24 protein-coding genes and 2 pseudogenes are annotated in these 21593 nt (G+C 42.4%); 11 read left to right on the top strand and 15 right to left on the bottom strand.

Annotated features, from left to right (window positions below; all coding sequences use genetic code 11):
• Positions 1-338, bottom strand: a pseudogene (locus tag HMPREF0083_RS29420) (transposase); the annotation flags it as partial.
• A gap of 324 nt (positions 339-662) precedes the next feature.
• On the opposite strand from HMPREF0083_RS29420, the gene HMPREF0083_RS13925 reads away from it, so the two are divergent.
• Positions 663-1856, top strand: a complete 1194-nt coding sequence (locus HMPREF0083_RS13925; protein WP_167331568.1) for an ABC transporter permease — start codon at positions 663-665, stop codon at positions 1854-1856.
• 164 nt (positions 1857-2020) lie between these two features.
• Here HMPREF0083_RS13925 and HMPREF0083_RS27265 read toward each other — a convergent pair whose 3' ends face one another.
• The 5 genes from HMPREF0083_RS27265 to hflX form a co-directional block, all read right to left on the bottom strand.
• Positions 2021-2272 carry a transposase gene (locus tag HMPREF0083_RS27265; RefSeq protein WP_476726776.1) on the bottom strand — a complete coding sequence of 84 codons (252 nt, stop codon included), beginning with the start codon at positions 2270-2272 and terminating at the stop codon, positions 2021-2023.
• Positions 2273-2417: 145 nt separating this feature from the next.
• Positions 2418-3752, bottom strand: coding sequence for a type I glutamate--ammonia ligase (gene glnA, locus HMPREF0083_RS13920; RefSeq protein ID WP_021622098.1), 1335 nt, complete (start codon positions 3750-3752; stop codon positions 2418-2420).
• A gap of 64 nt (positions 3753-3816) precedes the next feature.
• Complete coding sequence (locus HMPREF0083_RS13915; protein ID WP_021622097.1) at positions 3817-4221, bottom strand: MerR family transcriptional regulator; 405 nt, start codon at positions 4219-4221, stop codon at positions 3817-3819.
• Positions 4222-4334: 113 nt separating this feature from the next.
• On the bottom strand, positions 4335-5603 hold the full coding sequence (locus tag HMPREF0083_RS13910; RefSeq protein ID WP_040302807.1) for a methionine gamma-lyase family protein: 1269 nt from the start codon (positions 5601-5603) through the stop codon (positions 4335-4337).
• A gap of 164 nt (positions 5604-5767) precedes the next feature.
• Positions 5768-7036, bottom strand: coding sequence for a GTPase HflX (hflX, locus tag HMPREF0083_RS13905; protein WP_021622095.1), 1269 nt, complete (start codon positions 7034-7036; stop codon positions 5768-5770).
• A 263-nt stretch (positions 7037-7299) separates the two neighbouring features.
• Between hflX and HMPREF0083_RS13900 the strand changes: the two genes are divergently transcribed.
• The 3 genes from HMPREF0083_RS13900 (at position 7300) to HMPREF0083_RS29770 (ending at position 8691) form a co-directional block, all read left to right on the top strand.
• Positions 7300-7605 carry a hypothetical protein gene (locus HMPREF0083_RS13900; protein WP_021622094.1) on the top strand — a complete coding sequence of 102 codons (306 nt, stop codon included), beginning with the start codon at positions 7300-7302 and terminating at the stop codon, positions 7603-7605.
• A gap of 87 nt (positions 7606-7692) precedes the next feature.
• Positions 7693-8463 carry an SIMPL domain-containing protein gene (locus tag HMPREF0083_RS13895; protein WP_021622093.1) on the top strand — a complete coding sequence of 257 codons (771 nt, stop codon included), beginning with the start codon at positions 7693-7695 and terminating at the stop codon, positions 8461-8463.
• Positions 8464-8481: 18 nt separating this feature from the next.
• Positions 8482-8691, top strand: a complete 210-nt coding sequence (locus HMPREF0083_RS29770; RefSeq protein WP_148315972.1) for an HAD family hydrolase — start codon at positions 8482-8484, stop codon at positions 8689-8691.
• Positions 8692-8752: 61 nt separating this feature from the next.
• Here HMPREF0083_RS29770 and HMPREF0083_RS28105 read toward each other — a convergent pair whose 3' ends face one another.
• From HMPREF0083_RS28105 to HMPREF0083_RS13885, 3 genes are all read right to left on the bottom strand, one after another.
• On the bottom strand, positions 8753-8911 hold the full coding sequence (locus tag HMPREF0083_RS28105; protein WP_021622091.1) for a hypothetical protein: 159 nt from the start codon (positions 8909-8911) through the stop codon (positions 8753-8755).
• 54 nt (positions 8912-8965) lie between these two features.
• A complete protein-coding gene (locus tag HMPREF0083_RS13890) occupies positions 8966-9871 on the bottom strand; it encodes a chemotaxis protein (protein WP_040302820.1) in 906 nt (301 codons plus the stop codon).
• A gap of 158 nt (positions 9872-10029) precedes the next feature.
• Complete coding sequence (locus tag HMPREF0083_RS13885; protein WP_040302805.1) at positions 10030-10257, bottom strand: hypothetical protein; 228 nt, start codon at positions 10255-10257, stop codon at positions 10030-10032.
• A 276-nt stretch (positions 10258-10533) separates the two neighbouring features.
• Between HMPREF0083_RS13885 and HMPREF0083_RS13880 the strand changes: the two genes are divergently transcribed.
• From HMPREF0083_RS13880 to HMPREF0083_RS13870, 3 genes are all read left to right on the top strand, one after another.
• The gene (locus HMPREF0083_RS13880; RefSeq protein WP_021622087.1) at positions 10534-11043 is read left to right on the top strand and encodes a DUF6773 family protein; all 510 of its coding nucleotides are present in this window, start codon (positions 10534-10536) and stop codon (positions 11041-11043) included.
• A gap of 28 nt (positions 11044-11071) precedes the next feature.
• Positions 11072-11272: a helix-turn-helix transcriptional regulator gene (locus HMPREF0083_RS13875; protein ID WP_021622086.1), complete on the top strand. Its 201-nt coding sequence runs from the start codon at positions 11072-11074 to the stop codon at positions 11270-11272.
• A 466-nt stretch (positions 11273-11738) separates the two neighbouring features.
• Entirely contained in the window at positions 11739-13238 is a 1500-nt protein-coding gene (locus HMPREF0083_RS13870; RefSeq protein ID WP_021622085.1) for an amino acid permease, read from the top strand.
• 288 nt (positions 13239-13526) lie between these two features.
• Here HMPREF0083_RS13870 and HMPREF0083_RS26435 read toward each other — a convergent pair whose 3' ends face one another.
• Positions 13527-13925, bottom strand: coding sequence for a FixH family protein (locus tag HMPREF0083_RS26435; protein ID WP_051354658.1), 399 nt, complete (start codon positions 13923-13925; stop codon positions 13527-13529).
• A gap of 218 nt (positions 13926-14143) precedes the next feature.
• Here HMPREF0083_RS26435 and HMPREF0083_RS13860 point away from each other — a divergent pair, with 218 nt between their 5' ends.
• Positions 14144-15337, top strand: coding sequence for a NupC/NupG family nucleoside CNT transporter (locus HMPREF0083_RS13860; RefSeq protein WP_040302804.1), 1194 nt, complete (start codon positions 14144-14146; stop codon positions 15335-15337).
• Between the two features lie 65 nt (positions 15338-15402).
• Here the strand turns inward: HMPREF0083_RS13860 and HMPREF0083_RS13855 are convergent, their stop codons facing one another.
• From HMPREF0083_RS13855 to HMPREF0083_RS13840, 4 genes are all read right to left on the bottom strand, one after another.
• Positions 15403-16059 (bottom strand): potassium channel family protein, encoded by a 657-nt coding sequence (locus HMPREF0083_RS13855; protein WP_021622081.1) that lies wholly within the window; start codon positions 16057-16059, stop codon positions 15403-15405.
• Positions 16060-16226: 167 nt separating this feature from the next.
• A complete protein-coding gene (locus HMPREF0083_RS13850; RefSeq protein ID WP_040302803.1) occupies positions 16227-16676 on the bottom strand; it encodes an SACOL1771 family peroxiredoxin in 450 nt (149 codons plus the stop codon).
• A gap of 160 nt (positions 16677-16836) precedes the next feature.
• A complete protein-coding gene (locus HMPREF0083_RS13845; protein WP_021622079.1) occupies positions 16837-17037 on the bottom strand; it encodes a cold-shock protein in 201 nt (66 codons plus the stop codon).
• Between the two features lie 214 nt (positions 17038-17251).
• Positions 17252-17452 carry a hypothetical protein gene (locus HMPREF0083_RS13840; RefSeq protein WP_040302801.1) on the bottom strand — a complete coding sequence of 67 codons (201 nt, stop codon included), beginning with the start codon at positions 17450-17452 and terminating at the stop codon, positions 17252-17254.
• Positions 17453-17614: 162 nt separating this feature from the next.
• Between HMPREF0083_RS13840 and HMPREF0083_RS13835 the strand changes: the two genes are divergently transcribed.
• From HMPREF0083_RS13835 to HMPREF0083_RS29415, 3 genes and pseudogenes are all read left to right on the top strand, one after another.
• Complete coding sequence (locus tag HMPREF0083_RS13835; protein WP_021622076.1) at positions 17615-18211, top strand: TetR/AcrR family transcriptional regulator; 597 nt, start codon at positions 17615-17617, stop codon at positions 18209-18211.
• Between the two features lie 66 nt (positions 18212-18277).
• The gene (locus HMPREF0083_RS13830; protein WP_021622075.1) at positions 18278-20137 is read left to right on the top strand and encodes an alpha/beta fold hydrolase; all 1860 of its coding nucleotides are present in this window, start codon (positions 18278-18280) and stop codon (positions 20135-20137) included.
• Positions 20138-20166: 29 nt separating this feature from the next.
• Positions 20167-20306, top strand: a pseudogene (locus HMPREF0083_RS29415) (MerR family transcriptional regulator); the annotation flags it as partial.
• A 72-nt stretch (positions 20307-20378) separates the two neighbouring features.
• On the opposite strand, the gene ftsW reads toward HMPREF0083_RS29415, so the two are convergent.
• Complete coding sequence (gene ftsW, locus HMPREF0083_RS13825; RefSeq protein WP_021622073.1) at positions 20379-21560, bottom strand: putative lipid II flippase FtsW; 1182 nt, start codon at positions 21558-21560, stop codon at positions 20379-20381.
• Between the last annotated feature and the right edge of the window lie 33 nt (positions 21561-21593).

Here is a 21593-nt window from a genome sequence, read left to right as displayed (position 1 = left end):
GCATGTCCCTAATTTTGTCACCAAACGTGAAAAAGAAGCTTCCGAAGGAAGGGAATCAGAGAAAAGAAATCCACAGTCCAAACGAAAGATAAAATCATGTTTTAATCGTTTTCGCAAGTCTTTGATAGTAGGAATTCGCTCCACGACCCGGGCGACCAAGGAATAGATTATGGCTGTGTAGTTAAGCTTAGTAGGCATTCCGCGCCTCGTTTTTTGGAGAGCTCTACAAGCAAAGGTTCCAGGTATAAAGTAGAAAAAATCGCTTCAAAGCGATGGGTAGGTTCTAAATCGTATAAATCTTGAATGTCAAACAAGCTTCCTTGTCGTATAATGGACATAGGGAGTCACCATCCTATCTCTAAAGTTTTGGTCGTGCTTAACTTATTCGAGATTTAGGGAGGTACTCCTTTTTCCATGCTTAGAAACCCTTGTGGCTACTGGCCCCAGATTTATGAAATTGATTCACATGATAAAAAATATTGATTCATTTATGGAGGAGTTATAATGAAACGTCTTCTGTTAGGAGTATCGGTGGAATGTATTTTTTGACTACAACGTGGACTTGATACTAATTGCCCAATTGTACAACAATGAAAAATAGCTAAATGAATTACACATATAGTGCCATTAGGATATTATTCAATAAAAGTATGGGTGTATTAATGGATATAAAAACATTATGGGGTTTAAGGGTTCAGGAATTTTATAGAAAAATGTTCAGGTACTATTCAATAATTGGTGCGAATGTTGTTTATTTTTTTCTGGTCATTAGTAGTATCTTTATTTATTATTTTAATTTATTTCTTCAGTGGATACCTCCTCAAATATCTGTTGAAGCAATCTTATCACTATTTGTAACCTTCATTTTAATACAGACAAAAGTTCGTACATTTATTAAAAGGGCGGATATAATATTTTTGTTGCCATTAGAATGGGAATTAAAGTCGTATTTTATTAAATCACTAGCATATAGTTTTGTTATTGATGTTATTAAATTGCTTAGTTTAATTACCATTTTATTATCCCTATATTTACACACAACTAATATAAATTTTCCAATCTTCTTTTTAATAGTGGGGATTGTTTCTTATAACATTTTAATGAAGTGGACTGAACAATGGTTAGAGAACCATGTACAATTTGTGTTACACAGGTTAAATAGGTTTTTTTCGATATATTTAATGTGTTATTTTTTGTTTAAAAATGACTGGATTTTTGAGCTTGTTTTAATGAGTGTAAATTTGGTCTTTTTAATTTATTTTATTGGAAAAAAAAGAAATCTGAATTGGCAGTGGCTAATAGTTGAAGAAGAAAGTGCCTTATTAAGGAACTTCAAATTTATTAATATTTTCATGGATGTTCCTAATCTTAAACGTTCTTCTCGGAATAGACGTTTGCTCACTATGATTCTGAAAAGGTGTATCCCATATAGCCAAAGCAACACATTCTTATATTTATACTCACACTTGTTTGTAAGGTATAATGATTACTTTTACCTTTATTTAAGACTAACTTTAATTGGCATATTTGTTAATTATGCTATACCAACAAGTGGCTGGATTTTTAATATCCTAATTTTATTTATGACTGGATTTCAAGTAATTCCTTTACAACATGAAATTAAACAAAGTGCATTACTTTACCCTATTTCTAAATCTCAGATAAATGATTCTTTCTTAAAGTTTGTCTTGGTTATATTATATGCACAATTATTTGTTCTATATTTCGCTATGTTCATTCTTACTTCTACTGCTAAAATATACTATCTTGTAATTGGAAGTTTATTTGTTTATGTATTTGTATATTTCTTTGTATCAAAGAAAGTCAATTTCTCAGGAAGTGCCTTTAAAGAATAGCGTGGTATTCAATTACCGGGTGTTTAGTAAAAACAAGAGGCTGTCTCCATAGCCATCAAGTTAAGGTTCAAAAGGTCGTTGAAAAACAATTTTTTCGAGCCAGCCCTTCTTTTTTTACCTGAATATGGATTTTAGAGGTTGCTTATCCTCGATTTTCTTTCTATTTATCTCCGTATTTGTGGTTCTTTTGATCGTTGATTTAATTTTAGGGTCCATTTTATGAGGTTATGGGCAGCACAAATAAGACCCCATTCCACCGTATTTTTGGATAGGCCTCTTAATGAAAATCGATGGAACTGGCGATTGTGTTTGATTTGACCAAATACAGGTTCCACATCGATTTTTCGTTGGCTGTATTTTCGTTTTCCTTCTGTGGTATAATGAGTGTACATAAGAAAATCGTTCCTTTCTGATATTTTGTTTGTTGTGGTGACTTCATTATATCAAAAAGAGCGATTTTCTTCTTTTTTACGTGAAAAAGGGTGCCCCAAAGTTACTTTTGGGACACCCTCGCTTCTTAAATTTCAAGCATAACCTTGCCGCTATGCTTTCAGTAACAAATTAGTAGTTCATATATTGTTCGCGCTCCCACGAATGAACCGTTGTGCGGAACATATCCCACTCGATTTCTTTTGCCTCTACGAAGTGCTCCAGCGCGTGCTCACCCAGTGCACTGCAAATAACTTCATTTGCTTTCAAATCTTCAATCGCTTCTTTTAATGTCGCAGGAAGACTGTCAATACCCGCTTCTTTACGCTCTGCTTCATTCATCACATAAATATTGCGGTCCACTGCGGCCGGAGCCTGTAGTTTGTTTTTCACACCATCAAGGCCTGCAGCCAGCAGAACTGCCAGTGCCAGATATGGATTCGCTGCCGGATCCGGGTTGCGCACTTCGATACGGGTGCTCATACCACGAGAAGCCGGAATACGAATGAGCGGACTGCGGTTTTGCGCCGACCATGCCACATAACAAGGTGCTTCATAACCTGGAACTAGACGCTTGTAAGAGTTTACAGTTGGGTTGGTGATGGCAGCAAAGCCACGTGCATTTTTCACGATACCTGCAAGGAAATGCATGGCCGTCTCGCTTAAACCAAGCTCTGTGGAAGGATCTTCGAATACATTCTTGCCGTCAGAGAACAAGGACATGTTGCAATGCATACCTGATCCGTTAATGCCGAACAGCGGTTTCGGCATAAAGGTCGCATGCAGACCGTGTTTACGTGCAATTGTTTTAACAACAAGTTTGAATGTTTGGATTTGGTCAGCTGCTTCTACCGCACTCGCATATTTGAAGTCGATCTCATGCTGGCCTGGTGCCACTTCATGGTGGGACGCTTCAATTTGGAAGCCCATTTGCTCAAGCGTCAGCACAATATCACGGCGGCAGTTCTCACCGAGATCCAGAGGCGCAAAATCAAAATATCCACCTTGGTCATTTAATTCATTGGTCGGCTGCCCTTTCTCATCAAGCTTGAACAGGAAAAATTCAGGTTCCGGTCCGATGTTGAAGGCATTGAATCCGAGACTTTCCATATCTTTCAGTGCAAACTTCAGAATTTGACGGGGATCTCCCATAAAAGGCCGGCCATCTGGAGTATATATGTCACAGATAAAGCGGGCAACCTTGCCTCCCTCTGTCGTCCAAGGGAAGATAACGAATGTGTCAACGTCCGGATACAGATACATATCAGATTCTTCGATACGTACAAAGCCTTCGATGGAAGAGCCGTCGAACATCATTTTGTTGTCGAGCGCTTTTTCAAGCTGGCTGACTGGAATTTCTACGTTTTTAATCGTTCCGAGCAGATCTGTGAACTGCAGGCGGATGTATTTTACGTTCTCTTCTTTTACCAGACGATAAATGTCTTCTTTCGTATACTTTGCTGCCATCTCCAAACTACCTCCTTAAATTCTCTCCTTAGCAAGGAGACTCCCTGTATATTTTTATAAGTTATTAATGGAAGAAGCGGGAAAGCTCCCCCCGATTAAGCAACGTTTGTCCCGGACGGCTCGTGAACATCTGTTGCTTTAGCATGTCGCGCAGTTCACGGTCGGTCAATTCCTTGCGCTTTTGTTCAACTTTCTCATCAAGCACATTACTATCATGTTTGCCTTCTTGCTTCATCGCGAGCACTTGCTTGATACCAGCGATATTGAGCCCTTTTTCAAGCAACGCCTTAATCTCCAGCAGGCGATCTACATCATTGAAGGAAAACAGGCGCTGATTGCCTTTCGTACGCGCCGGAGCAATTAACCCCTGCTGTTCGTAATAACGGACTTGACGCGCAGTTAATTCTGTCAGCTGCATAACAATTCCTATCGGAAAAAGGGCCATATTGCGGCGAATTTCATCTTTCATACCGTATCTCCTTTTACCGGTGAATCTCCTTGCTTCCTTGGTTTCATTCTACACGTGTCAGCTTTCCTCGTCAATACATGTCAGCTAACTTTACATGTATTTTTTTGATTTTTTTAGATTTTTAACAAATGTTTTTCTACCATGTCATTTAACGCAGTCAATATACCAACTTTTACATGTGAAGCAGTAAGTCCTCCCTGCACAAATCCAAGATAGGGCGGGCGAAGCGGGCCGTCTGCAGACAATTCAATGCTTGCTCCTTGAATAAAGGTACCAGCAGCCATAATTACAGGATCCGCATAGCCCGGCATATCACCCGGCTGCGGTACGACATGCGAATCGACAGGAGATGCCTTCTGAATCCCCTGACAGAATGTCACCAGACCTTCAGGCGTTCCGAATTCAACGGATTGAATTAAATCGGTACGTGGCGCGTCCCACCGCGGATTCGTCTTGAAGCCAAGCTTTTCCAGAAGACCGGCAGTAAACACAGCACCTTTCAATGCTTCTCCTACTACATGCGGAGCAAGGAAAAATCCCTGGAACGTTTCTAGTGTACCGTACTGGGTTGACCCGATTTCCGCACCTAACCCCGGAGCTGTCATACGATAGGATGCCATCTCCACCAGATCCGCACGGCCCGCAACATAGCCGCCACTTTTCGCCAGGCCGCCTCCCGGATTTTTGATAAGCGAGCCAGCTATAATATCAGCGCCGGCTTGCAGCGGTTCCCTCTCCTCAGTAAACTCACCATAGCAATTGTCCACGAATACGATAATATCCGAACGAATGCCTTTCACGAACGCAATCATTTCTTCGATTTTGGCAATAGTAAAGGAAGGGCGATCAGCATAGCCGCGCGAGCGCTGGATGCCGATGACCTTCGTATTCTTATGTATGGCCCGGGCGATTGCCTCTTTATCAATATCACCTTGTGGATTCAACGGTACAGCCGTATAGCCCACACCGAACTCTTTAAGCGACCCCTTGCCATGCCCGCGCGCCCCCACGATTTCCTCGAGCGTATCGTACGGTGCACCGGTAATGTACAACAGCTCGTCTCCCGGTCGCAACATACCAAACAATGCGATAGCAATCGCATGTGTACCGCTCAAAATATGCGTACGCACCAGCGCCGCTTCTCCGCCGAATACTTCCGCATACACCTTTTCCAGCGTTTCCCGGCCCATATCGTCATATCCATAGCCGGTTGATGGCGCAAAATGAAAATCACTCACCTGATGCTTTTGAAAAGCACGTAATACTTTAAATTGATTATAATCAGCCATTTTTTCAATTTCACGCAGACGCGGTCCAATGTCCGCTTCTACTTGCTCTACATATGGTGCCAATTTCTCTCCATGCTTTAAATATGAAAACACTCTATCTACCCTTTCCATGTAAATTGCATTTACTGATTGAATATATATGGGACTGTGCGAGGCAGGAATGAAGATGAAGAAGAGGAAGCGCCCCGCAGACAGGACGCCATACCTTCTATTATACCTGTCACCTTATAAAAATCGAGGCTCTAAATAAGATAAACTCACGAAAGGAATGTAACAAGCTCAGGAGAAATCTGTCCAATATCCTTTCCCTTTACCTCCAGTTCGTAGTGCGTACCATCCTCGTCAACCTCTTCGCGCAGTACATGCAAATTCCGGCGCACAAGGGCATACAAATCGCCGCGTACCGTCGGTAACCTCAATATATATCGACTGTACTGGCTTTCGATATGCGCTTCGACAGCCTCCAGCAGACGCTGCATATCTGCTTCTGCGTAGGCACAAAGATATAACACTTCACCTGACACCGTGGAAATAGGCCGTTCTTCTACCTTGTCCATCTTATTGAATACAGTTAGGCGAGGAATGGAACCGGCTCCAAGCTCAGTCAGAACCTCATCGACTACTTCCATATGAATCTGGTAATCAGGATGGGAAGCATCAATCACTTGCAGAATTAAATCCGCTTCCGCCGCCTCTTCCAGCGTAGAACGAAATGCAGCAACAAGCTGGTGCGGAAGATGCTGGATAAAGCCAACGGTATCTGTAACAATAATTTCTTCACCGCCTGGCAAATTCACACGACGCGAGGTGGGATCCAGCGTAGCGAACAATTTGTTTTCTTCAAGAATACCCGCACCAGTCAGGCGATTAAGAATGGTCGACTTGCCCGCATTCGTATAGCCTACAATCGCTACCTGAAATACGGCGTTTTTCTTGCGACGCTCACGATACAATTGGCGATGCCGCTTCACCTCAGCCAGATGGCCCTCGATTTCACCAATGCGACGACGAATGTGTCGACGGTCTGTTTCTAGCTTCGTTTCCCCCGGTCCCCGCGTACCGATTCCTGCACCGAGCCGGGATAGTTCAGCTCCTTTTCCTGTCAGACGGGGCAAGCGGTACTGTAGCTGGGCAAGTTCTACTTGCCACTTACCTTCTCGCGAACGGGCACGCTGTGCAAAGATATCAAGAATAAGCTGTGTTCTGTCAATAACCTTGCACTCGATAACATGCTCCAGGTTACGGATCTGCATCGGCGTCAGCTCATCATTAAAAATAACAAGATCCGCCTCCAGTTCCTGAACCAATGCATTAATTTCCTCCACCTTGCCTTTGCCAACATACAGGCGGGAGTCGGCCTGATCACGCCCTTGGGTCAGCGTAGCAACGACTTCCGCCTCTGCGGTACGTGTAAGCTCGGCCAACTCCTCCATCGAAAGTTCGAATTGACGCTGATTCTCACTTTTTTTATAATAACCGACTAATATGGCACGCTCGGTCTTTTGTTCGTTTACAATGTGTATCACAAACGCCTCCTTGAATAGAATAAAGCGTAAAATCCTTCACTTACGCGCCATTTTGCACGAAAGCACTTTGTTATTATACCATTTTACCAAATGCAACCTTTCGACAAATGTATCTGCTTGATATATCGGTGCTCTTTTTTTGGTATATGGATAATCAGCATGTACAAGTCGAAATATAAAGTGTTATTTATTATACTTATTTAATAAAGCGGGCAGCTTCACTCTATTGCCTGCCTGCAATCCAGAAGGGGGGGCAGCATTACGTGGCTTTCGGCATTACACGCACAGAACTTGCCGCCTGGAAGGCAAAAGTACGGCAAGGGGAAGTATCACTTCTAACTCATTTCTGGCTGCATCCGCGCTATCCGAACATCAAAACGGTCACAAAAGCAGGGTGTGCAGATTTGAATGCTCTGCTCAACTGGGGAGAAGCGTATGGACTTGAGCGTAAACACCTGCATCTGCGTGAAGAATTTCCACACTTCGACTTAATCGGGGACAAACAAGCGGAGATTCTCGCTCGTGAAGGCCTTTGGGATCAAATCACCCGGTTCCGTATTCAAGCATAAACAAATAAGCGTTTGTAAGTCTTTTGCAACTTTTCCCAACAAAGTACCGTCATACAGATAACGATACGGACAAAGGGGAGAAGAATAATGATTATCTCAAAAAGCATAAAGACTTTAGGCTGTACAACGCTACTTGGTGCCGTACTCTTCACAGGGCTGGCCACAGCTCCTGCTGCCCATGCTGCGACAGCCGAATCGCAGGCAAACGCTGTAAGTACGGTAGGATTGCGTACGATTACCGTGAGTGGCTATGGTGAAGTAACCGTACAGCCGGATATTGCCTATATTCAGTTGGGCCTTAACACTACCGGCAAAACTGCCCAGGAAGCACAGGAGAAAAACGCTGTACAATTCAAGGCAATAAAGACAGCACTAGAAAAACGAAACGTTCCGGCCAAGGATATTCAAACCGTCCGTTTCTCCACGATGCCGGACTATTCCTGGGATAATAATAAGCAACAGCTAAGGGGCTATCAGGTAGAGCAGATCATTCAAGTAACTTATCGTGATCTGGCAGGAGTCGGCCCGCTAATGGACGCGGCAACAGCAGCCGGGGCAAATCGGATTGACAATGTCTCATTCAGTTCTGAAAAAATGGAGGCGCACCGGTTGGATGCAACAGATGCTGCACTCGATAATGCCCGTCAGAAGGCCGAGCGCATCGCCAAACGAGCAGGCGTAACAATTAAGGGCGCTGTACAAATCTCAGACGGCACCTCACCGACACCACCTATTATGTATTCCCAGGTACGCGCAGATAGCATGCCCGCTAGCGAAAAAGCCATAAACGGCGGAAGCCAGGTCTATCCAGGCGAACTAAAGGTGGGAAGTTCCGTTACTGTAACGTACTCTTATTAAACCTTAGGTTTTCGCAGAATAGGTGTAAAACCTGAACAGGCGATTGCGTTCGAAGACTCACCTAACGGGGCACTGGCTGCCAAACGAGCAGGCATGTACTGCGTTATCGTACCTAACTTCGTTATCGAAACACTGCCATTTCATCCGATCGATGTTCGGCTGCAATCTATGGCAGAAACCGCTCTTGAACAATTGCTCGATAAAATTGCATCGTCTTCTGAAACATAGATTATTCAAAAAAGAAGCCCCACGGTGTCTATATACCGTAAGGCTTCTTTTTCATTTGTTACTATTCCCGGCCCTCTTCAGCTTCCGCCATAGATACTGCTTTTGGCGGCTCCTGTCCTGTGAGAGGAATCTCCCCATCCCGGCCATACTGATCAAGGCGTGACGGTTGGCTGCGCGGATGCGTCATCTCCATCGCCTGTCGCTTGTTTCGGTCGGTCATTGCTGCGCCTCCTTTATCCAGACACTGCCTTTAGTATGACCGAATTCTTTCTAATTACACTACTAATTTATCGATAACCTTAACCAGATTTACGATTTCCGGCTTGCTGACCTGTGCATCTGCCCCTACCTTCTCACCCTTATGGCGAAGATCGTCCGTAATCAATGAAGAGAAGATGACAACCGGCAGTTTACGAAGCTCCGGGTGTTCTTTAATGCGCTTGGTCAGATGGTGTCCGTCCATCTTGGGCATCTCGATATCGGTAATAACGAGCTGGATATGCTCAGTTATGTTCTGCTCAGTACGGGCCAAATGTTCCAGGTAGTTCCACGCTTCATTGCCATCCTGGCAGATTTCGATATGCACATATCCTGCCTCATGCAGCGTCTCTTCGATTAATTTACGCAAAATTGCAGAGTCTTCTGCCAACAGAATACGCTTAGCAGACGTATCGCGTGCTCCAAGATCTTTTAACTGCCCGACATTAATCCCTGCTTCCGGACTGATATCTACCACTACTTTCTCAAAATCAAGCAACAGAATAAAACGATCATCCATTTTCACAACACCGGTTGTACTGCTTTCCACGCCACGTGCCAAATCGGACGGCTTCTCGATTTGTTCCCAGGAAATCCGATGGATGCGTGATACAGAATGCACATAAAACGCGACTTTCATCTGATTCAATTCAGCGATAATCAATTTATCCTGTTCCGGATGATCAGACGGCGGATAGCCCAGCGCCTTTGCCAGATCGATAACTGTCAGTACTTCACCGCGCAATTGAATAATTCCCATCACATGGGGATGGATTTTCGGTGTACGTGTTACCGGTACAGGATTGATGACCTCGCGTACCTTGATTACATTAATACCGAATGTTTCTCCTGAGATGCCAAATTCGATAATCTCCAGCTCATTTGTCCCACTCTCCAACAAAATTCCCTTTTTATCGTCTATTGCCATTTGTTCCGGCTCCTTTCCTCTATCCCACTTCTGTCTCTATTATGTTATCGGCAAATTTAAGTAAGAATCTACATTATCTGCTTACCAATTGGTACGTAAGACTCTTATCCACTAGTAATATAGTAACTTATCACTTGGTTTCAGGCTAGATATTAATTATTATAATTTAATTTCACTGCCTTAAAATAAGAAGTCTTAAATTTTAAATCCGCAACTTTTCCACCTTGTGCTACATACTCTTTTCGAAAAGCAAGCTGGGAGGCGGTAATGGAAATCCAGCCCATTCCTATTAGCTCTGTTCCCTGAAATGCAAAATTCACAGTTATTGCTGTTAATAAAAATCCTGTAATACCGTTCGGCAGCCATCCTGATTTAACCAATCTTTGTTTTCTTGATGCAAAATGCATTTGCTATTTTTCGAATTATTTTTTGCATTCACTTGTTTACTCCTCCCGTTCTATTCTTTCTCCATCAAGGCACATTATTTCACTCTCCATTTGAAGGATTAGCCAATATTCAGGTAGCTGGAATTTCAGGTTTATTATCAAAAAGACAAAAATATATTTAAAAATGCAATATATATTTGTCATAAAGACATGTATGTTATATAATATCACTAAAGCAGCTTAAGGAATAATTAAGGAGGTTGGTTAAAAATGAAATTATTTAACACCAAAAGGGCAGCAATGGATGAAAGAATTGTACACACTAGAAACATGCTTTATAAAGAAGCATATATAGTAGCAATATTATTATGTTCCATATCCGTTGTCACAAAATGCATTATTTATGGTCTAAACATAGGATCTGCCATTACGGAACTAAGCATCTTATTCTTAACCGCTCTATACTATGGAATTAGAGCAGTGTTCCTTGGCTTATACTCAGATGAAGTAGAGGTGCACGATCGAACAAGTAAACTTTCCATGAACAAGAAAAATATGATTTGGGGTTTAGGTTTTGGTGTTGTTATGGCTACATTTTTTGGGATAAAAAGCGCTCTAATGTATGGAGAGGGTAATGCGCAATCATTATGGTATTTCATTCTCGTATTTTTTGCTTCTTTAATGATTTACATTCCATTTTTTGTTGGCATTTTGGCAATCTTACATGCTTTAGCATATAAGGCTAGTAAAAAAGTAATCGATAAAGATTTAGACGAGTAAGGGATAGAGCTAGGCGAGGTGATAACTCATGAAAAATATGCGATTAAAACTGGCGAGGGTTGAGAAAGACTTGTCACAAGAAGAGTTAGCACAGCTTGTGGGGGTATCAAGACAAACCATTGGACTCATTGAGCTAGGTAAATATAATCCGAGCCTCAGTTTATGTGTTGCCATTTGTAAAGCATTATCCAAAACCTTAAACGATTTATTCTGGGACGAAAATGCCTGACTGCTGTTCGAAATACGGCAGTCTTTTCTCATTTTCAATTGATTTTTAGTTAACCAATTTATACGCCTTTTGATTATCCATGTACATACTATGTTACAAGCGCAAAAAAAACAGCATTTCTCCGCCATTTTTTTTGCTTTTTTACAGTTTTTTTGCAGGATAAAATTGTAATTATATCCACTCAACTTCTTCCAACAAATCAATAAAAGCCATAAAGTAATAAAAATAATGTTATTTCAAGCATTTTCTCTCAAATTAATTACATTTTTTAACTAAAAATACATATTTACTCTCAAATGATAAGCGTTACGTCTCCTTATTAAAAATTGGCGCATGATTTGCGATAAAATTTAGTTAATTCTATTATTTCTTGCTACAAGGAGGTTGATAAACAATACATTCATATACTTTCACATTTTGGCGTTCGCTTATTATTGCGCAACGACTACATTAAACGAGGTGTTACATGAGTCAACTTCCATTACGAACAGAAGACACGGCTGACACGGCTGCTCCTGCAACCGAGTCACACCATCTGCACCGTGGTTTAAAAGCACGGCACATGACAATGATTGCTATCGGTGGTTCTATTGGAACCGGCCTTTTTCTTGCAAGCGGTGCCACCATTAACTCCGCCGGGCCGGGTGGAGCACTTGTGGCGTACCTGGCTATCAGCATTATGGTTTATTTTCTAATGACTAGTTTGGGAGAGATGGCTACGCTTCTCCCGGTATCCGGTTCGTTCAGCACATACGCGACCCGCTTTGTTGACCCGGCCCTGGGCTTTGCACTCGGATGGAATTACTGGTACAACTGGGCAGTCACTATCGCAGTGGAAATCGCAGCCGGTGCTCTTATCATGAAATTTTGGTTTCCGGACAGTTCTTCCTTATTATGGAGCGTACTATTCCTGGGCATTATGTTCGGCTTGAACTTCCTATCTGTTAAAGGGTACGGGGAAGGCGAATATTGGTTTGCCCTTATTAAAGTAATTTCAATTATCGCCTTCATTGTTATAGGGCTTGCGATGATAGTCGGAATTATGGGTGGAGAAGCGGTCGGATTCAAAAATTTCACGATAGGTGACGCACCTTTTCATGGCGGCTTTATGGCCATTCTTGGTGTATTCATGATCGCCGGCTTCTCGTTTCAAGGAACAGAGTTGGTTGGTATTGCGGCCGGAGAAAGTGAAAATCCGAGAAAAACCGTACCGAAAGCAATACGTCAGGTTTTCTGGCGCATTCTTCTTTTCTATATTCTTTCTATTATTGTAATTGGTCTGCTTATTCCATACACAGATAACCGCTTGGTCAGTGCCGATATCGAAAACATTGCTGTAAGCCCTTTCACTCTTGTTTTTGAAAAAGCAGGCTTCGCATTTGCTGCAGCAGTTATGAATACTGTCATCCTGACATCTGTGCTTTCTGCAGGAAACTCTGGTATGTATGCCTGTGCTCGGATGCTGTGGGTATTGGCAGAGGAAGGTAAAGCACCAAAATTTCTTTCAAAAGTCAACAAACGCGGCATTCCGGCTAACGCGCTGTACGTTACCTGTCTTGTAGGGATGCTGGCTTTTTTAAGTTCACTGTTCGGCGATGGCGTAGTATACATATGGTTGCTTAACGCCAGCGGTATGTCCGGTTTTATTGCGTGGGTGGGAATTGCGATTTGTCATTATCGGTTTCGCAAGGCTTACGTAGCCCAAGGAATGGAGTTACGCGATTTGCCGTATAGGGCAAAGTGGTTCCCGTTCGGACCGATCTTTGCTTTCATCCTGTGCATCATCATCATATTTGGTCAAAATTATAATGCGTTTCTCGGAGAGACTATCGATTGGAACGGCATCCTTGTATCTTATATCGGCCTGCCCTTATTCTTACTCCTTTGGATGGGCTATAAATTCATCAATAAAACAAAGATAGTTCCTTTGAAAGCCTGTGATTTCAGTCAGGAAAGTAAATCGTAATATACAATAACAAGAAGCAGGGCGGGCACCTTTTCTCCTCCATCCTGCTGCGTCCATCGTTCTGTGCCTATATGAAAAAACTCCTGATAAGAACATATCTTGTCAGGAGTTTTTTCTATAAAAGATAAGACATATTCGTGAACAAAAAAGACAGCTCCCTCCCTTCCATTTAATAAAAGTAGGTATTTACGTAAGAATGGTGTCATTTCCTATGCTGTAAGCATACCAGTATAACATTACAATTATGTATCAAAAGTTTTTTCGTTTTATGAGCATTTGCTTTTTTTATTATTTTTCCTTCACTTTAATGTTTTGGCTGGTTACAGCTGTCAAATCCCCAGCTGTTATTCTTGCTTTAATCGTGTAGGTACCTTTTTCAGAAAACGTCTTTTCAATCGCATATACCCCATTTCCTTTTGCGCTGGCTACCACTTCTTCATGGTTTTTCTCATTATGTTTGCTGATTTCGAATACGGCTTCGTTCGCATCTGCTACTTCTTTCTTACCCTGTATGACCATGGCTTCGATTGTTGCTTTTTCACCTATATGTATCGTTTCCGGTTTTATGGTCAGTTCGATTTCCAGTGGCATGACAGCAGGTGCTTTATCTCCCTGTGCAGCGCATGCACCAACAAACATCAGCAAAAAGGCTACGAAAAAGACATATCTTCTTTTTTTTCTTTGCATGTCTCTTCTCCTTTCCATGCTATCTTTCATCCTCCTCTGCTGGCCTAATCATTTCTTCTATTTTTTCAGACGGCCTGAACGATTGGACTGCTAATTTTAAAAAGCTCTGTTTTCATTGGCCTTTCTATGGGAAAAATAAACAAGTAAGCCAACCTACATTGCATGGAGGAGGAAAGCTTTCTTACTTTACTTATTATACACCGTGGAGGGGACAGCAAGTGAACATTCTTTTTTTCTTAACCGGTTTGCTACTGGTATTCATATTGGGATATCTCGCAAGCTACAATCGTAAAGGAATTCGTGTACGGCCTATCGTTGCTATGCTGCTAACCCAAATTGTACTGGCCTTCTTATTGTTGAACACCAAAGGAGGCGTGGTCTTAGTCAGCTATGTTGCCAAAGTATTCGCCAAGCTGGTGGAAATCGGCATTCAAGGGGTTGACTTCGTATTTGGCGGTCTTGAAAACCCGGGTGTATCAAACTTTTTTCTAGATGTGCTACTACCGATCATTTTCATCTCCGTGCTTATCGGCATCTTGAATCACTTGAAAATTCTACCACTCATCATCAAATATGTCGGTTTTGCCATTAGCAAAATTAACGGCATGGGACGACTCGAGAATTATATTGCCGTTTCTTCCGCCATATTAGGACAATCAGAGGTGTTCCTGACGGCCAAGCGGGAATTGGATCTCATCTCTAAGAGACGCTTATATACATTGTGTACATCAGCGATGAGTGCGGTCAGTATTGCGATTGTCGGTGCTTATATGACGATGCTAAACCCACGTTATGTCGTAGTGGCCATCATACTCAACATCTTATCAGCCTTAATTGTCGCCAACATTATCAATCCGTACCGCACCGAGGATGAAGATGATGTACAATTAGTTGAGGCTGCGGAAGAAAAAGAGGAGAAGCTAACCTTCTTCCAAATGATTGGCGAAAGCATTATGGATGGGTTAAAAATCGCCATTATTGTGGCAGCGATGCTCATCGGCTTTATTGCGCTAATCAATTTAATTAATTACTTATTTACGCTTGTTTTCCATATCTCTTTCCAGGATGTATTGGGCTATATTTTCGCTCCGATCGCATTCTTGATGGGTGTACCAGCAAGCGAAGCGGTGCGGGCTGGTAGCATTATGGCAACTAAGCTTGTGACGAACGAATTCGTCGCCATGCTCAGCTTTAAGGATATCGCTGGACAGCTATCGGAAAGAACGATAGGCATCGTCTCTGTTTTCCTAGTTAGCTTTGCCAATTTCAGCTCAGTCGGTATTATTACCGGTGCTGTACGGGCACTAAATGAGAAGAAAGGCAATGAAGTAGCTACATTCGGTATGAAACTGCTGTATGGTTCCACCTTGGCATCCATTCTGTCGGGGACAATTATCGGGCTATTTCTGTAAAGACAGAAAGCTCCGTGTATCTTCTACGCGATACACGGAGCTTTTTATAAAACAGCAAAGGTCGGTTACACTTCTTCTTCAAAATGCTTCAGATCATTGTTTTGACCAATAACGATTAAAATGTCCCCTTCTTTAATGACATCGGACGGATCAGGTGCAATATTAAAGCTGCGACCGCTTTTAATGGCTACGACGTTCACACCGTATTTGGCCCGTACATCCAATTCAATCAGGCTTTTGTTATGCATTTTTTCAGAGATCGCCACTTCGGCAACGCTATAGTCTTCCGCTAGCTCGATGAAGTCGAGCACATTGGGCGATATTAAATTATGTGCCACACGAAGACCCATATCCCGTTCGGGAAACACAACCCGATCAGCTCCAACTTTGTACAATACCTGTCCATGTCGTTCGTTTTGCGCCTTCACTACGATCCGCTTCACACCCATTTCCTTTAGAATTAATGTGGTCAGAATGCTGGCCTGAATATCAAGGCCAATGGCTACAACGACAACATCAAAATTCCGAATACCAATCTCCCGCAGTGCCTGTTCGTCAGTCGAGTCGGCCTGTACAGCATAGGTGACGATTTGAATGCTGTTTTGTACACGTTCCGCATTCTCATCGATTGCCATGACATCATAACCTAAAGAATAAAGCTGCTCGGCCAAGCTGGAACCGAAACGCCCCATTCCGATTACTGCAAAGGACTTTTTTTCCATCTTATTAAACCCCTTCGGTACCTTTTAGTTAATACTTCTATTTACATTCAGTACTTTCTATAAAAAGCAACTTTGATACATTTACACTCTTTTATGGATAAATGAAAATGAAAAAAGCAGCCGACATCATTCGGCTGCCTGAAAAAGCAAGCAAACTTTACAAAAAATTACGCATTCATTATCACATTGGCCTCGACCATGACCTCTACATTACCATGTATGGCTTTGGAGATCATACACGCTTTTTCGGCGCGCTCAGCAAGAAGAGCCACTTTGTGGAACAGATCTTCTGGCACATCATTGGCTAACATAATAGCTGGACGATGGATAATTTTATCGAAACGTGGTCTATTTCCTTCGACCGTCACGATTCCCTCGGACTCTAATGTAATGTCTATCGGAACAATGCCTCGGTTCTCCAATACAGCGGCTAATGTTATTAAATAGCACGTCGCCGCTGCCCCTACCAGCATCTCATCCGGATTCGTCCCCACACCGGGACCATTCATTTCCAATGGAATTGAAACGGCGGATACAAGATTACCAACAGAAATCCTTCCCTCACCAAGACGTCCTCCCTTCCACTGTGCGGTCAAATGAAAGTGATGTTCAGCCATCTTTCTCCTCCCTTTCTTTACATAAAATGTAATCAATAGTTCATCAACTAAAATGTTACATTCAACATATTTATTAGAGTTCCTTCTCAAAAACTCATAACAAAAAAAGTCAGAGGCCCTTATGCCTCTGACTTTCTGTATGCCTATATAGTAAGCGAGCTTACAGCTTTACAACATTTGCAGCTTGTGGTCCGCGGTTGCCTTCAGTAATATCAAACTGTACCTGCTGTCCTTCTTCCAATGTTTTAAAGCCTTCACCTGTGATGGCGCTGAAATGAACGAATACATCGTCGCCACCTTCAACTTGGATGAAGCCGAAACCTTTTTCTGAGTTAAACCATTTTACTGTACCTGTAGTCATGTATAGACCTCCAAAAAAATTACTCTAATATGCGCTTTCTTAACCGTATAAAATAAAAAATTCGCATATTATCACGGATTGTAGTGTTGAAAATATAATCCCTGATAACATGCGAATTATATGTTCTTGCTGCACCCAATTTATTATGTTTTTATCATATCATGTGCATTTATCGATTGCAAATATATTTTCACTACCGTTTGCTCTATCCATGTTATCTCTTCTTAAATCTCTTCGGCTGTTCTACATACCCTTCAACAATAAAGCCGCAATGGGTACAAATTATGTAAATAATTTTTGAACCTAGGCCAAAGCGCTCTGCCGGTGCCATAGAAGCATAACCGGAATGCATGCCTTTTCCAAGTTCATTAGAGCCGCATTTTGGACACTCAGTTGCCTTTTCTACCCTATTCATATGCTTATCTCCCCTCATTAAATATGTAGCTTTCCACGCCTGTTGATCGTCCATATATCGGAAGAAATAAGATGTACGCGCCGGATAACACAAAGAAAAACTGACGAGATACTACAAAAAACATACTTGACTATTAAACATTAGTACTATACAGTTCTAAATATGAATAATAAGAAAAAAATGTCTCAACCAGCGAATCGCCGTCATGTTGTCGAAGTCGCGGCTCAATTATTTTTAATAGGCGGCTATACTTATACAAGCATGGATGAAGTGATGCGAGAAAGCAAGGTATCAAAGTCAAATATTTACTACCATTTTAAAAGTAAGGATGACTTGCTGTTCGCAGTTGTGGAGTATTGGGTGAAGCAATATGAAGGCACTCTATTCTATTTTTTGAGTCAAAATGAGCAAACTGTGGAAGAACGCATTTTTGCATTTTTGGATTCACTTTGCAAAGGCATTTCGGAGAGAAATTACCAGGGTGGCTGCCCGTTTATTACACTGTATATACAGTGTCCTGAGCATGCAGAGCAGGTAAAATCGAGAATTTCTCGCTTCTTTATCGAACTGCAACCACTGATCGCAAAACTGTTTGAGCAAGGAATCCAAAAAAACGAGTTCCGCACTACTATCCAACCTGAACAAGCAGCATCCCTATTTATCACATCCATGGAAGGAGCACTTATGCTTGCCGAAACCAGGCACGACGTATCTGTCATTATAGAAACAGCACACAGCTTTTTTAATATGCTTCGCTAGCAGAAGCATATTTTTTTCACTAAAAATAGAACTAATTAGTACTAATTATAGTAAGGGGGATTATGTATGAGTGTCATCTTCATTACGGGAAGCACCGGATTTATCGGTAAGGAAATATTGAAGCAACTTACGGCTGGAGAAGAGAAACTGCTGCTACTTGTTCGTTCACTAAAGAGAGCCACTGCGATGCTAAACGAGCTCGGTCTAGAACAAGACGAACGTATTTGTTTGTTAAAAGGCAATTTAGCGAAACCCGAGTTGGGTATGTGTGACGCTGATCTTAATCGTGCGCTTGAAGCAGACATTGTTATTCACGCAGGTGGACCGATGAGTGTAACGCTCGAAGAAGGAGCAGCAAAACAGACGTTTTTGGATGGCGCGTACCATATCACTGAATTGGCTAGGCGTATTCATCATACACGCGGTCTGCATCACTTCATTCATGTTGTCGGCTTTATGAGTCCGTTTCATGAAGGTAACATCGACATGGAAGCGGACGTGTTCGAACTAGAAGGCTTTATGAAAGGGGAAGGGGCATATGAACGAATGAAATTCCTGGCCGACCTTTATATCCGCCAACAGGCAAAACGTCTTGGTTATCCGCTATCTGTTGTCAATCCAGGTACTGTCATCGGTGCCAAGCCCGCAGGGGTGACAGAACAAACTGGGGGAATCGGTATTCTTGTCAATGCTGTTCGTCGGCGACTCATGCCGGTAGTACCTGGAGGCCGGTCCCATTGGATTCCATTCGTCGCAAATGACGACCTCGCCCGTATGATCATTCATCTGGCCCGTAAAGTCGAGCCGAGCAGTAACACATATACTATACTCGAGGATAAGGCTTCCGGGCCAGATATGCATGAGCTGCTAACCACCATCTCGAATGAACTGCATCTTTCATCGCCCCGGTTATCAGCTCCCATGCCCTTATTACGCTCATTTATGAAAGCGGGATTTGGCCATCTAGCCGGCATCCCTGCCGAATCAATGTCATTCATCACGAACCGTTCGTTCCAAACCGCTGAGACCAAACGAGTGCTCAGAGAAATGGGAAGTGCTGACATAAATGTTAGGGACGTCATACCGATGGTTATAGCTGATCTAGATTATCGCTTCACACATCCCAATTACATATCCCCTGTCAATTTTACGAGGGAACGCAAAGGAGACATGGCCGCCTTGGTTCGGAAAGGGGATGGAATACCTTGGGTTATCATACACGGTCTGCTTAGCAGTGCGGACGATTTTGTGCCGCTCGCCCAGCATCTGCATGAGCGTACCGGTAGCCCGGTATGGCTACTCGATCTTCCCGGTTTCGGTCGCTCACCTTTCCTGGGGCATAATGATGTGCCTGATGCTTATATCGATGCCTTACACCAAATTATAGCTACTGCTCCTGGGCGTATTAGGCTAATCGGTCACTCTTTCGGTGCTATTATCGCCGCTAAAGCAGCACAGATGGCGCAGTCTCACATCGAGCAATTGTTTTTGCTTCAACCTGTACTACATCGTCCACAAAGTCTGGGCCTGCAACACTGGCTAAGCGCTTCTACTAAGCTTTCCAAATTTCTGCTCAAACGGCTCACTCCTAAAGCATTAACTAACATGATGCTGCGGGAAGGAGTATTTTCAGAAGCCAGCGAAATTCCAGAAAAATACGTGGAAACCATTGTCCGAAATTTATCCTCCCCGCGCATCGCGGCGGCGAATGCCCGGGTATTGCAGGCATTGCATTATCGATTACCATCGATATCACCGGTGGATTTTTCTAATATAAACACAACTATTATTTGGGGAACAAAGGACAAGGCCTACACATTGCCAGAACCTTTTCATTGCTTTAGCCATTTACAACTTGTTCCTTATGCACATCATTTCCCTATGTCTTACCCGCAGGAAACAGCACAATTGCTGAATAGGCTATAACATATAGTGATAGTACGGAAAACTCAAAACATCCCACAAGTGCAATGGATTTTGTCGCACAACCTGTTTTTTCCTACAGGATGACTTTCATCGCAATATGCTGGAATCACAACAGGCTGGTCTTGCTTACTATCTTTTTGCCGTTGCGGAATCATTGGCAACTCAATGAGCCGTTGAAAAAAAGAACCATTACCGTACACTCCGGTTAATGGTTCTTTTTCATCTTGCCCTACACTATTGATTAACGAACATTGTTCATCTTCTGCATACTCATACGCTTCTGCTCTTTGATTTTATTAAGAGCCTCCTGTATCCTCTTTCTATCAATTTCCCGTGAAATACTTAATGTAACTCCTATACCGATTAACGTGACCAATAATGATGAACCGCCGTAACTAATAAAGGGAAGCGGAACACCTGTAAGGGGGATCGCACCTGTTACCCCTCCAATGTTAATAAAGGCTTGAATAAAAATCATGCTGGCGACACCGCATCCAACCAGCTTTGAAAACAAATCGTCTGAATGGATACCTATAACAAGCATTCTCCAAAGTAAACACAGGAAGGTAAAAATAAAGCACAAGACACCTATAAAGCCGAATTCTTCTCCAACAATAGCAAAAATAAAATCAGTATGAACTTCAGGAAGATACAAATATTTTTCTATACTCTTTCCAAGCCCAGTTCCGGTAAGTCCTCCGTGCGCCAGCGCACTAAAAGACTGGGTAAGCTGGTATCCCCAATGAAGCCCCCCCATCCCATCATTCCAGGGGTCTAAAAAAACCAGTATACGCTGCAAACGATATTGCGATGAAAGTGTGTAAATCACACTAAATACAAGTAAAGGCATACTCAATACCAAAAGATATTTCAGACGTGCTCCACCAACATAAATGACAACACCTGCAGTAAGCGCGAGTATGGCTGCTGAACCAAAATCGGGTTGAATCGCAATTGTAAGGAAAAACAGAACGACCACTACAACCGCAGGAATAAACCCTGTTTTTAATTCCCAGAACGCTTTCCCTTTCTTTGCAATAATGCCTGCCAAATAAATAATAAGGGCAATTTTTGCAAACTCTGCAGGTTGAATTTGCAAAGGTCCAAAATCAAGCCAGCTTCTTGCTCCATTCCTCTTCGCTCCTATCCCCGGAATTAATACAATAACAAGCAAAAAATAGGCAAAAGAAAGAATATGAAAGAAATGTTTTTTATAAAATGTAAATGGGATATTCATAGTCACAAGCATAACAAAAACACCAAGCAATATGCGTGCCATATGCTTTTTTGCATAATATGCAGCATCGTTATGTGCATTAATAGCTTCAATCGAACTTGCGCTATAAACCATAACCATACCAAATCCTAATAGCCCAAAGGTCAAAAACAAAAGCAAGAAATCCGGTCTTCCCCTTCTTTTCATGTAAAAAATCTCCTTTATCAACCTATAGACATA

Origin of the sequence: Aneurinibacillus aneurinilyticus ATCC 12856, assembly GCF_000466385.1 — a bacterium.
Classification (GTDB): Bacteria; Bacillota; Bacilli; order Aneurinibacillales; family Aneurinibacillaceae; genus Aneurinibacillus; species Aneurinibacillus aneurinilyticus.
The sequence above is the reverse complement of the archived record's forward strand: the minus strand, read 5'-3'. Positions and strand labels throughout refer to the sequence as shown.

Bases quoted from the DNA above. Each gene is read 5' to 3' on its own strand.
- HMPREF0083_RS13875 (WP_021622086.1), top strand. From the start codon at position 11,072: ATGAAAAATATGCGATTAAAACTGGCGAGGGTTGAGAAAGACTTGTCA.
- HMPREF0083_RS13830 (WP_021622075.1), top strand. From the start codon at position 18,278: ATGAGTGTCATCTTCATTACGGGAAGCACCGGATTTATCGGTAAGGAA.
- HMPREF0083_RS13840 (WP_040302801.1), bottom strand. From the start codon at position 17,452: ATGAATAGGGTAGAAAAGGCAACTGAGTGTCCAAAATGCGGCTCTAAT.
- HMPREF0083_RS13850 (WP_040302803.1), bottom strand. From the start codon at position 16,676: ATGGCTGAACATCACTTTCATTTGACCGCACAGTGGAAGGGAGGACGT.
- ftsW (WP_021622073.1), bottom strand. From the start codon at position 21,560: ATGAAAAGAAGGGGAAGACCGGATTTCTTGCTTTTGTTTTTGACCTTT.
- HMPREF0083_RS13895 (WP_021622093.1), top strand. From the start codon at position 7,693: ATGATTATCTCAAAAAGCATAAAGACTTTAGGCTGTACAACGCTACTT.
- HMPREF0083_RS13855 (WP_021622081.1), bottom strand. From the start codon at position 16,059: ATGGAAAAAAAGTCCTTTGCAGTAATCGGAATGGGGCGTTTCGGTTCC.
- HMPREF0083_RS26435 (WP_051354658.1), bottom strand. From the start codon at position 13,925: ATGCAAAGAAAAAAAAGAAGATATGTCTTTTTCGTAGCCTTTTTGCTG.
- HMPREF0083_RS13870 (WP_021622085.1), top strand. From the start codon at position 11,739: ATGAGTCAACTTCCATTACGAACAGAAGACACGGCTGACACGGCTGCT.
- HMPREF0083_RS13925 (WP_167331568.1), top strand. From the start codon at position 663: ATGGATATAAAAACATTATGGGGTTTAAGGGTTCAGGAATTTTATAGA.
- glnA (WP_021622098.1), bottom strand. From the start codon at position 3,752: ATGGCAGCAAAGTATACGAAAGAAGACATTTATCGTCTGGTAAAAGAA.
- HMPREF0083_RS28105 (WP_021622091.1), bottom strand. From the start codon at position 8,911: ATGACCGACCGAAACAAGCGACAGGCGATGGAGATGACGCATCCGCGC.
- HMPREF0083_RS13915 (WP_021622097.1), bottom strand. From the start codon at position 4,221: ATGAAAGATGAAATTCGCCGCAATATGGCCCTTTTTCCGATAGGAATT.
- HMPREF0083_RS13835 (WP_021622076.1), top strand. From the start codon at position 17,615: ATGAATAATAAGAAAAAAATGTCTCAACCAGCGAATCGCCGTCATGTT.
- HMPREF0083_RS13845 (WP_021622079.1), bottom strand. From the start codon at position 17,037: ATGACTACAGGTACAGTAAAATGGTTTAACTCAGAAAAAGGTTTCGGC.
- HMPREF0083_RS13880 (WP_021622087.1), top strand. From the start codon at position 10,534: ATGAAATTATTTAACACCAAAAGGGCAGCAATGGATGAAAGAATTGTA.